At 35.0% G+C, this 11,871-nt stretch carries 9 protein-coding genes; 6 read left to right on the top strand and 3 right to left on the bottom strand.

The genetic code is table 11. The features are described 5' to 3' along the window. Positions 1-679: 679 nt before the first annotated feature. Complete coding sequence (locus PVK70_RS18075) at positions 680-988, top strand: hypothetical protein (protein ID WP_130049435.1); 309 nt, start codon at positions 680-682, stop codon at positions 986-988. A gap of 939 nt (positions 989-1,927) precedes the next feature. Here the strand turns inward: PVK70_RS18075 and PVK70_RS18070 are convergent. Beyond that, positions 1,928-2,542: a hypothetical protein gene (locus PVK70_RS18070; protein WP_274441697.1), complete on the bottom strand. Its 615-nt coding sequence runs from the start codon at positions 2,540-2,542 to the stop codon at positions 1,928-1,930. Between the two features lie 427 nt (positions 2,543-2,969). On the opposite strand from PVK70_RS18070, the gene PVK70_RS18065 reads away from it, so the two are divergent. After that, entirely contained in the window at positions 2,970-3,995 is a 1,026-nt protein-coding gene (locus PVK70_RS18065; protein ID WP_130049433.1) for a hypothetical protein, read from the top strand. Positions 3,996-4,116: 121 nt separating this feature from the next. Here PVK70_RS18065 and PVK70_RS18060 read toward each other — a convergent pair whose 3' ends face one another. Together PVK70_RS18060 and PVK70_RS18055 are read right to left on the bottom strand one after the other, a co-directional pair. Further along, positions 4,117-4,407, bottom strand: coding sequence for a type II toxin-antitoxin system RelE/ParE family toxin (locus PVK70_RS18060; protein WP_045103942.1), 291 nt, complete (start codon positions 4,405-4,407; stop codon positions 4,117-4,119). Beyond that, positions 4,400-4,621: a TA system antitoxin ParD family protein gene (locus PVK70_RS18055; protein ID WP_045103941.1), complete on the bottom strand. Its 222-nt coding sequence runs from the start codon at positions 4,619-4,621 to the stop codon at positions 4,400-4,402. The genes PVK70_RS18060 and PVK70_RS18055 overlap by 8 nt, the downstream gene beginning before the upstream one ends. A gap of 234 nt (positions 4,622-4,855) precedes the next feature. Here PVK70_RS18055 and PVK70_RS18050 point away from each other — a divergent pair, with 234 nt between their 5' ends. From PVK70_RS18050 to PVK70_RS18035, 4 genes are all read left to right on the top strand, one after another. Further along, entirely contained in the window at positions 4,856-5,299 is a 444-nt protein-coding gene (locus PVK70_RS18050; protein WP_065598008.1) for a GNAT family N-acetyltransferase, read from the top strand. A 142-nt stretch (positions 5,300-5,441) separates the two neighbouring features. Beyond that, on the top strand, positions 5,442-6,059 hold the full coding sequence (locus PVK70_RS18045; protein ID WP_130049407.1) for a hypothetical protein: 618 nt from the start codon (positions 5,442-5,444) through the stop codon (positions 6,057-6,059). Between the two features lie 4,221 nt (positions 6,060-10,280). Continuing rightward, positions 10,281-10,604: a hypothetical protein gene (locus PVK70_RS18040; protein ID WP_165367248.1), complete on the top strand. Its 324-nt coding sequence runs from the start codon at positions 10,281-10,283 to the stop codon at positions 10,602-10,604. Between the two features lie 131 nt (positions 10,605-10,735). After that, positions 10,736-11,773 carry a hypothetical protein gene (locus PVK70_RS18035; RefSeq protein ID WP_130049406.1) on the top strand — a complete coding sequence of 346 codons (1,038 nt, stop codon included), beginning with the start codon at positions 10,736-10,738 and terminating at the stop codon, positions 11,771-11,773. Positions 11,774-11,871: the final 98 nt, after the last annotated feature.

Raw genomic sequence — 11,871 nt, 5'->3', positions numbered from 1 at the left:
ATACGAACTCTGAGAATGCAGTTTTTTGGTTCAGTCCAGCGATTGAACCATTAGCTTTTTAGGTGTGAAAGTAGGGTGGTTTTCCTTTTTCTTTGTTGCCTTTTGGTGTTCGTTTAATCAGGTTCGGCATTGAATTATTATTGCCCAAAATTCAGGCGTTTCAGCGGCTATTTTACGCTTCAATGGTTCTTTGGTTATGCCTCATTTTAGTTTGCATCAGTGTTTTACTCGCAGCATTTTCAATCCCAGTTGTGGTTAGGATATTTGGTTTATCTATTCCAAACTGGCTGAAACCAAGTCGTACAAATGGCGTAAGAAAAAGGGATTGTTTCGTTTCACAATTATTGCCGTTGAAATGATATTTTGCTCGCTTAATTGAGCCAGTCTAATTAAACTCAGTTTACAGTAAATCTTGGTAAATCAGTTCTTTACCAATTAAAGCGAAGCGTTGACAAAGATCGTGTAACAAAGCAATCAACACGATGCTATTTACATTCGGCATTCGCGGTTTAGAGTATAATTGGTTTTGCAAGTCGGTCTTTCGCACGTGTTATTGCGGCGTTATGTGCTTTTTTGTTGCTTATAGGCGGTCTTTCTTTTCTATTGAACTAGTGCACATTTTATTTATCGTGAAAGGTATACCTTAGTCTTTGTATTAATCAAGCAAAGAGTGTGAGTTATGATCAAACAATGGAAAAATAAACGCTTTGAACGATGGGCTCTTACACGTAAAAAAGGGCAGCTAAATTATGTGTTCAAGCAAACTTTGCTCATTGGTGGCGCAGTTTTTTTTGGGTATTTGGTTGGGTTTATTGTTTTCGACAAAGTGCGTTCATGGGAAGAATACCGATTAGACTTATATGTTCAAATTCCTTTTTTGTTCGTTTTTGGACTAATCCTGAATTACTTTGGGTGGATAATAAATGAAGTGATTTACGAAAAAGAATATAAGAAAAGAGGGTTGTCAAAATCATCAAATCCTAAGTAAATAAATATGGTATTTAAAGTTTGCTACGCACATAACAAATGCATCAACACGATTTGCTACACTCGGCATTGTCAGTTTGCCTTTAGTTTCAGTGATTAAGGCAGTAAAATTCAGCTAGGTCTGCATCGTAGCAAACGTGTTATGCAGGCGTTATACGAACTCTGAGAATGTAGTTTTTTGGTTCAGTTTAGCGATTGAACCATTAGTTTTTTAGGCGCGAAAGTAGGGTGGTTTCCTTTTTCTTTGTTGCCTTTTGGTATTCGTTTCACCAGGTTCGGCATTGAACTATTATTGCCCAAAATTCAGGCGTTTCGGCGGCTAATTTACGCTTCAATTGTTCTTTGGTTATGCCTCATTTTAGCCTGCATCAGTGTTTCTCTCTCAGCATTTCCAATCCCAATTGTGGTTAGGATATTTGGTTTATCAGCTCCAAACTGGCTGAAACCAATTCGTACAAATGGTGTAAGAAAAAGGGATTGTTTCGTTTCACAGTAATTGCCGTTGAAATGATATTTTGCTCGCTTAATTGAGCCAGTCTAATTAAACTCAGTTTACAGTAAATCTTGGTAAATCAGTTCTTTACCAATTTAGTTGGAGCGAAAGCAAGGCTCGTATAACAAAGCAATCAACACGATGCTATTTACATTCGGCATTCGCGGTTTAGAGTATAATTGGTTTTGTAAGTCAGTCGTTCGCACGTGTTATTGCGGCGTTATACATATTATTCCTTTTCAGAAAAATCACATGTTTTATATTCTTCATCTTCAGGTAGCGTTGATTTTTCATCATATCTTTGTTTTTTTATACAACTAACAATTTGCTTGTCTTTTATTCGTAATAATAAATTATTGGTAACCATATATAAAAAATTTGAATCAGAATGGATTATTTTTCCTAGTAATGGTTTTTTTAAATCATCAATGATAACTCTGTCACAACTTAATATAATATCACCAATTTTATAGTTATTATTATCATTAATATCAATTTTTTACATATAATGCCATTATCTTTTGTTATAAATTCTTGTGCAGCAATTTTCCCATATACATGAGGTATGTATAATGGAACTACAATGAAGACAGTAAGAAATATAAACATAATATAGCTCAATCCCTGCCCAAAGTAAAAAACAGGAAATGTTATGAATGCGAATTTAAAAGGTTTCTTTTTAATTGTTGACTTATCTAGTTTGTTATTTTCAATGAAACTTAAGTTAAAATCTATTTTATTTAAATGGTTAAGTTTAATTATGCAAGCAAGAAGTAACATTAATAATGTTGCGATAAGAGAGTTTGTAAGTGGAAGTAACATTAAATTGAAAGCATCTTCAATGAGCAATTTAAGTGATAAGTGAGAGAAGAATTCTTGTGAAAAAGTTAGAGGTAAAAAAATACTCTCAAGAGAGGCACCTTTAAATCCCATTGAGTTCATATAACTATAAAAATACAGGGCACCAGAAAGGTAAACGTAAAATGAAAGTATGAAAATAATATACTTAAATTTATCAAGTTTTGTTGATTTCGTATCACTAACCTTAGTTGTATTTTCCATTTTATCATTTATATTTAAATCCAGAATCCCGTACAGTGAAGTATTTTTTCTATTTCGTCAAGCTCGTATATAGATTAATATGTATAACAAATGCATCAACACGATTTGCTACACTCGGTGTTGTCAGTTTGCCTTTAGTTTCAGTGATTAAAGCAGTAAAATTCAGTTTAATTTGCATGGTAGCAAACGTGTTATGCAGGCGTTAGGCGGTTTAGTATTATACTTTTGACTTATATCAATCGCGGTGCAGATTTGAGAATTTTCGATCTTGTTTTTGAGATATTTTAATCGATTGGTTTTTTATTACTGATATAATCCTTTAGTTTTCATAGCAATAGGCTTCATCGCTTTTCTGATGATTAGCATGTTGTTAGTGAAAATAGAAAGCTAGTTCTTGATAATTAGTTAATTTTGGCTAGGGATTTAAATGACAAAAATATATTTTCCAAATACGTGTGTTTATAATGCAATTTTTGATTTCTGCAATGAAATTGAGGAATATGCTGATCAAGAGCAGCTGGTTATCGACTTTTCTAAAATGGGAAGAGTCGAACCATTCACAATGATCTATGTCGCAAAGTTTATTAGAGATTTCAATCGCCGTAATAAACAAATAACAATTAGTTGTTGTGGGCATAAAGAAAAAGAATATGCCGCAAATATGGCTTTTTTCCGAGCGTTCGGCTTGAAGCATGGGAGGGAACCAAGCTGTACACCTGGAAATACACGCTTTGTACCTTTTACAATTCTGCGTATTCAAACAATTACAGATGAAGCTGAACAAAACTGGAAAGCAGAACAAGATATAATTGAAGAACGTTCAGAGCAATTAGCTCAAATATTGTCACAACAAGAAGGTACAAGTTTGGTTGATGCTTTAACATTTTCTATTCGAGAAATAATGAGAAATGTCTATGAGCACAGCGAATCTAAAAGTATTGAATATTGTGCTCAGTATTGGCCAACTTACCACAAAGTTGAAATTGCTATTTCGGATAGTGGTATTGGACTTAGGGAATCCTTAAAATTAAATCCATTTGTTGAAGTTGAAAATGATTCAGATGCAATTCAGCAAGCTTTAATGCCAGCAATTTCTAGTAAAAATTATAAAGGGGCAAGGATCGATACCAGCAATCCATGGCATAATTCAGGATTTGGTCTTTATATGAGCAGTCGTATATGTCGCTTAGGCGGTAGTTTTTTGGTTTGTAGTGGTAATCATGGTATTAAATTAGATGAATCAGGTAAAGAACATATTGACTTAAAGCATGCATGCTCTGGCACAGTTGTAAGGTTGGTATTAAATACGAGTAAATTAACTGAATTGAGTACAATGCTTGCTAGATTCAGAGATGAAGGATATGAAGTTGCTAAACATATAAAGGGGGTTGGTCGATACACTGCATCCGCTGCTTCACAAATGTTATCGCGAGACTTCAAAGAAACCGCCTAACAAATGCATCAACACGATTTACTACACTCGGCAATCTCAGTTTGCTGAGTGTTTCTCGTTTTAAGGCGTCAATATTAAGTATAATTGCATAGTAGTAAACGTGTTATGCAGGCGTTATGGCTCAGAAGATATTTTTAACATCACGGTAAAAATTTTCATGAGATCCTAATGCCATTAGCTCAAGGGTGACCGTGCCATCTTCGTAACTGTAACCAAGCAGTGTTAATTGCTTAACCATTTTGAATTTATGGACACGTAAAAATGACAAGTCACCTTTCTTTTGCTCTCCTAATAATGGCTCTTTCATTAGTTCTTTAATTGCATTATCAAGATCCGTCTTTTGATTTTTATGTAACTTTTTTACTGCTTTCTTAAATGTAGGTGTCTGTAAAATTTGAGTTATATTAGCCAAAACTATAGCTCTCCAATTTTCCTGCTTCTTTTTCCGCTTTGGCAATAATTGCTTGTTTTACAAACTCATATGATAGTTCTGGGTTATCTTCCATCATTTCACCAATTTTAGCCCAGTGTTCAATTTGTTTTGGTGCGGTGCGACTGAATGCTTTCGCCATAATAGTAGCTTTTTGCACAAGGTCTTGGTCTAATCTGATGCTTGCTGTAGCCATTGTAAGTATCCTATTTAAAGTTAATTTTCATTATTGTAGTATATTGCTACGGTTGTCGCAAGTTGCGCCATAACAATCGCATCAACACGATTTACTACATTCGGCATTGTAGGTTTGTCTTTAGTTTCGGTGTTTATGGCGGTAAAATTCAGCTTGATCTGTATAGTAGTAAACGTGTTATTGCGGCGTTATAAGCACCGATTTATTAAGGTTATTTGAGCCAGAGGTAAAGGTTTGAAATTTTCTACGCGTTTAGCGAAAGATAGTGATTTTGAGTTCTTATTTGAACTTAAAAAGGCGGCTGAATTTGAGCCAATTAAGGCTGTGTTTGGTTGGGACGATAAAATCCAACGTGAAATGCATCAAGATGAATGGGATGAGGAAAAACCAACCATCATTGAAATGTCAGGTGAAGCCGTAGGTAGCTATTTACTTCAAAACAAAGGCGACCATTTCTATTTTTGCCGTTTCTTTTTATTACCAAGCTTTCACGGGAAAGGAATAGGAAGTCAGGTTTTAAGCCAATGTTTAGAGTTTGCTGATAGCGAGAATAAACCAGTGAAATTGTGTTATTTGCAAGGCAATCGAGTAGGCGGTTTATATCGTAAATTTGGTTTCCAAGTAACATCAGAAGATGCTCAATTTGTTCATATGAACCGTGTGAGAATGTGCTTATAACAAATGCATCAACACGATTTGCTACATTCGGCATTCTAGATTTCTTTGAATTTACCGTGTTAAGTGGTAAATTTGAGCTTAATCTGCATGGTAGCAAACGTGTTATGCAGGCGTTATGAGTCTAAATTAAAAGGAAATGCATTTGAGTTTTAATAAAGTTGTAACAGTTATTTCTGTTGCGTTGTCAGTTTTTGCGGTTTTTATATCTTTATATGCTAACAATATTAGTGAAAAGGCTTATCAGCTTTCTTTAAATTCGTATAACTCTGAGCGTGTTATCGTTTTGAAAATGGAAAAAGTAAAGTCGAAGATCTCTTTAATTCCAGTATCTAAAGATTCATTACTTCATAGTGTAATTATTAAGTTGCCAAATGATTTTGATATGAAGTCAATTTCATTGGGATCTCCTAACTTTACTCTTGATGATGACGTTTTTTCAGCGTTTGTTACTGAACACATATCAACATTTAACTTATCTGAAAATGGTGTGATTAAAACACTTAATAATTTTAGTATTCCAGCACTATTTTCCATTAGTGGTTACATAAAAGGTAACTCTAAATTTCAGGTGTCATATTATGATCTTATTTTTAAAGTTATTATTACTCCAGAGAAAACGGATGTAGAACTTAAGGCTATTGTAATCAAAGAACCTCAAGTATCCACTACTGATTTTTCACGTTATATAGAAGATGTATTTATTGAAAATACGAAAGTATTTGAAGATGCGAATAATTTAAACCATAAAACAGACTCATAACAAATGCATCAACACGATTTGCTACATTCGGCATTCTAGGTTTCTTTGAGTTTACCGTATTAAGTGGTAAATTTAGACTTAATCTGCATGGTAGCAAACGTGTTATGCAGGCGTTACACGAACTCTAAGATCGCAGTTTTCTGGCTCAGTTCAGCGATTGAGCCGTTAGTTTTTTAGGCGTGAAAGTAGGGTGAATTTCCTGTTTCTTTGTTGTCTTTGAGTTTTCATTTCATCAGGTTCGGCAATTGAACATTATTGCCAAAAGTTCATGGATTTCAGCGGCTAATTCACGCTTCAATTGTTCATGGTTTTGCCTCATTTCAGTTTGCATTAGTGTTTTGCTCGCAGCATTTTCAATCCCAATTGTTGTTGGGATATTTGGTTTATCAGCTCAAAACTGGCTGAAACCAAATCGTACAAATGGTGTAAGAAAAAGGGATTGTTTCGTTTCACAGTTATTGCTGTTGAAGTGATATTTTGCTCGCTTAATTGAGCCAGTCTAATTAAACTCAGTTTACAGTAAATCTTGGTAAATCAATTCTTTACCAATTAAAGCGAAGCGTTGACAAAGATCGTGTAACAAATGCATCAACACGATTTGCTACACTCGGCGTTGTCAGTTTACCTTTAGTTTCAGTGATTAAGGCGTTAAAATTCAGTTAAGTCTGTATCGTAGCAAACGTGTTATGCAGGCGTTATACGAACTCTGAGAATGCAGTTTTTTGGTTCAGTTCAGCGATTGAACCATTAGCTTTTTAGGTGTGAAAGTAGGGTGGATTTCCTTTTTCTTTGTAGCCTTTTGGTGTTCGTTTCATCTGGTTCGGCATTGGACTATTATGGCCCTAAATTCAGGCGTTTCAGCGACTAATTTACGCTTCAATTGTTCTTTGGTTATGCCTCATTTTGGTCTGCATCAGTGTTTTTCAGCATGTTCAGTCCCAATTGTGGTTAGGATATTTGGTTTATCAGCTCAAAACTGGCTGAAACCAAATCGTACAAATGGTGTAAGAAAAAGGGATTGTTTCATTTCACAATTATTGCTGTTGATTGGACATTTTGCTCGCTTAATTGAGCTAGTCTAATTAAACTCAATTTACAGCAAATCTCGGTAAATCAGTTCTTTACCAAGTTTATCGGAGCGAAAGCAAGGCTCGTATAACAAAGCAATCAACACGATGCTATTTACATTCGGCATTCGCGGTTTAAAGTATAATTGGGTTTGTAAGTCGGTCTTTAGCACGTGTTATTGCGGCGTTATACGAACTCTGAGAATGCAGTTTTTTGGTTCAGTTCATCGATTGAACCATTAGATTTTTAGATGTGAAAGTAGGGTGGTTTCCCTTTTTCTTTGTTGCCTTTTGGTGTTCGTTTCATCAGGTTCGGCATTGAACTATTATTGCCACAAATTCAGGCGTTTCAGCGGCTAATTCACGCTTCAATTGTTCTTTGGTTATGCCTCATTTTAGCTTGTATCAGTGTTTTCCTCTCAGCATTTTCAATCCCAATTGTGGTTAGGATATTTGGTTTATTAGCTCAAAACCTGCTGAAACCAAGTCGTACAAATGGTGTAAGAAAAAGGGATTGTTTCGTTTCACAGTTATTGTCGTTGATTGGATATTTTGCTCGCTTAATTGAGCCAGTCTAATTAAAATCGTTTTACAGAAAATCTTGGTAAATCAGTTCTTTATCAAGTTAATTGGAGCGAAAGCAAGGCTCGTATAACAAAGCAATCAACACGATGCTATTTACATTCGGCATTCGCGGTTTGAAGTGTAATTGATTTTGTAAGTCGGTCTTTCGCACGTGTTATTGCGGCGTTATACGAACTCTGAGAATGCAGTTTTTTGGTTCAGTTCAGCGATTGAACCATTAGTTTTTTAGGCGTGAAAGTAGGGTGGTTTTCCTTTTTCTTTGTTGCCTTTTGGTGTTCATTTCATCAGGTTCGGCATTGAACTATTATTGCTCTAAATTCAGGCGTTTCAGCGGCTCATTTACGCTTCAATTTTTCTTTGGTTATGCCTCATTTTAGCCTGTATCAGTGTTTTTCTCTCAGCATTTTCAATCCCAATTGTGGTTAGGATATTTGGTTTATCTATTCCAAACTGGCTGAAACCAAATCGTACAAATGGCGTAAGAAAAAAGGATTGTTTCGTTTCACAGTTATTGCTGTTGAAATGATATTTTGCTCGCTTAATTGAGCCAGTCTAATTAAACTCAGTTTACAGTAAATCTTGGTAAATCAGTTCTTTACCAAGTTAATAGAAGCGTTGATAAAGATCGCATAACAAAGCAATCAACACGATGCTATTTACATTCGGCATTCGCGGTTTAGAGTATAATTGGTTTTGTAAGTCGGTCTTTCGCACGTGTTATTGCGGCGTTGTGCGTACTGAGTCCGAAATTTTTTGCACGGTTCATCAATAGAATCGCGGCTTTCGTAGTTTCGGCTTAGTAAGCGTTCCTTTCTTCTTTGTTGCCTTTTGGTTTTCGTATCATCAGGTTCGGCAAATTAGCCCTTATGTTCCTAAGTTCAGGCGTTTCAGAAACTATTTTACGCTTCAACTGTCCCCTGGTTATGCCTCATTTTACTCTGCATCAGTGTTTTATTCGCAGCATTTTCAATCCCAGTTGTGGCAAGGATATTTGGTTTATCAGTTCCAAATCTGCTGAAACAAAGTCGTTCAAATTGTGTAAAAAATGTATCTGTTTTCCATTTACTTTATCTCGCAATTTAAGAACATTTTGTTCGCTTAATTGCTATCGGTAAATTAGAATTAGGGCTTAGAAAATCTTGGCAGGGCAGTTCTTTACCAAGCTAGCCAAGCCGAAAGTAAGCACGCACAACAATCGCATCAACACGATTTATTACATTCGGCGTTCTGGGTTTGCCTTGGGTTTTGTGATTAAGGCGGTTAAATTCAGGTTGGTTTGTATGGTAATAAACGTGTTATGCCAGCGTTATGTGCAAATATTTAGGTTATATAACATATGAAGTACCTTTAAGTTGCATTCTGATTATTTATTTGTATAATCAGGGCATTATCATTGTTTAACTATGATAAACCGAACGCTTGAAGGGTGAGTAATCATTCTTCAACAACCTTCCAGTCGGGTTGCTACTACCAAAGCGGACTGGTTTTAAACCTAAATAAGTAGCAAAGTCTGAACGGTTTTGGCCCGACTCTCTAAGAGACCCAAATCCATGTTAAGGGAGACTAAATAATGTTTAGTTCTAATTTAACAAGTTCAGCAACTTTACATTTGCGAATTGGTTCTTTCGGAGGCTTATTTGGACTTTTAGTCTTAAGTTTTCCACCAATCCATGCGTTTATGCTGGCTTTGGTGGCTTCGTTAATTCTAGCAAAAGTGTAGAGTTTCGGTACGTATTCAGCTCGGCTGGCGTGCCACCTCTTTCTTTTCTCTTAAGCTAAAAAACCTCTATACACTAAGCACATAACAAAGCAATCAACACGATTTATTACATTCGGCGTTGTAGGTTTGTCTTTGGTTTCGGTGTTTAAGGCAGTAAAATTCAGCTAAGTCGTCGTAGTAATAAACGTGTTATTGCGGCGTTACACGAACTCTAAGAACGCAGTTTTTTGGCTCAGTTCAGCGATTGAGCAGTTAGTTTTTTAGGCGTGAAAGTAGGGTGGATTTCCTTTTTCTTTGTTGTTTTTTAATATTCGTATTATCAGGTTCGGCAATTGACCATTATTGCCAAAAGTTCATGGATTTCAGAAACCAATTCACGCTTCAATGGTTCTTTGATGTTGCCTCATTTTAATCTGCATCAGTGTTTTGCTCGCAGCATTTTCAATCCCAATTGTTGTTGGGATATTTGGTTTATCAGCTCCAAACTTGCTGAAATAAAATCGTACAAATGGTGTAAGAAAAAGGGATTGTTTCGTTTCACAGTTATTGCCGTTGAAATGATATTTTGCTCGCTTAATTGAGCCAGTCTAATTAAACTCAGTTTACAGTAAATCTTGGTAAATCAATTCTTTACCAAGTTAATAGAAGCGTTGACAAAGATCGTGTAACAAATGCATCAACACGATTTGCTACACTCGGCGTTGTCAGTTTGCCTTTGGTTTTAGTGATTAAGGCAGTAAAATTCAGCTAAGTCTGTATCGTAGCAAACGTGTTATGCAGGCGTTATACGAACTCTGAGAATACAGTTTTTTGGTTCAGTTCAGCGATTGAACCATTAGTTTTTTAGGTGTGAAAGTAGGGTGGTTATCTTTTTCTTTGTTGCCTTTTGGTGTTCGTTTCATCAGGTTCGGCATTGAACTAATATTGCCCCAAATTCAGGCGTTTCAGAAACTAATTTACGCTTCAATTGTTCTTTGGTTATGCCTCATTTTAGCCTGTATCAGTGTTTTTCTCTCAGCATTTTCAATCCCAATTGTGGTTTGGATATTTGGTTTATCAGTTCCAAACTGGCTGAAACCAAATCGTGCAAATGGTGTAAGAAAAAGGGATTGTTTCGTTTCACAGTTATTGGCGGTGATTGGATACTTTGCTCGTTTAATTGAGCCTGTCTAATTAGAATCGTTTTACAGCAAATCTTGGTAAATCAGTTCTTTACCAAGTTAATTGGAGCGAAAGCAAGGCTCGTATAACAAAGCAATCAACACGATGCTATTTACATTCGGCATTCGCGGTTTGGAGTATAATTGGTTTGGAAAGTAGGTCGTTCGCACGTGTTATTGCGGCGTTATATTTTTGAGGTGATTAATGAAAAAGGTAAAGTAACGCTAATATTGGCGCTGTTAATAGTACCAATAATTGGTTTTTTGAAATTAAATGCAATTATTACTTTTTTGGATGTCGATGAAAAACAATTTCTTGAATTGTTTAAACTTATTATTCCTTTGAACTTTTCAATTGTAATATTAATTATTAATACCATTATTTCTGACCACAAGGATAAAATTGAGATTAGAAATGGGATGGTTGTTAAGTATAATAAAGAAATTAGCAATTATAATTCTGCAATATTGAGTTTAAAAAAGAACTATCACTTAACACTTGTTGGATTTATGCATTTTCATTACATATTCGAACATTTTAAGAATGTGGCATTACTTGATCAACTACCTTCAGGTTGGAATGAAATTGCTAAGTCTAAAGGTGATGTAAGTAATGACCCTGCTTTTAGAGAAAAAGTAAGAGAGATATCTGACGAAATGTTTAGATTTCATAAAAGCAATGGAGTTTGTGATAATATATTTGAGTATATATCAAGTTCAAAGTTGAAAAATGTCAAAATTAAATTACTTGATGAAAATAAAGAGATTTTCATGACTAATTTTGCTTCAGATGTGATTGTGAATGGTAGAGCTAAGTCGATAATTCATTTAGCAAGTGAAATTGCCTCTACCGGTTCTGATAGTTATTGGTCTCTTGAATCATATAACGATAAAATTGATAAGTTTAGACATGATTTCGTCATTAATAATGAAAAAACTAACGTATCTTTATCAAGTGCAATCTATGATATGTTTTTTATGTATGAGGTTTATATTTTCGAGCTATTCATTTATGAAAATGCGATATTAATACTTAGTGATGAATTTACAAAATATATAAATAATTTAGAAGGCCTTTATCCTGAGTTAGATCGAGCAATTAAGATTGTTGAACTTGAAACTCCAGTTGAATTAGCTGATAAATATGATTTGGAAATTGTTTCAGATCGATACGCACTATAAATATAACAAATGCATCAACACGATTTGCTACACTCGGCGTTGTCAGTTTGCCTTTAATTTCAGTGATTAAGGTAGTAAAATTCAGCTTGGTTTGCATA

Source organism: Aliivibrio sp. A6 (assembly GCF_028765505.1).
GTDB lineage: Bacteria > Pseudomonadota > Gammaproteobacteria > Enterobacterales > Vibrionaceae > Aliivibrio > Aliivibrio finisterrensis_A.
This window is presented reverse-complemented; position numbering and strand designations above follow the sequence as displayed.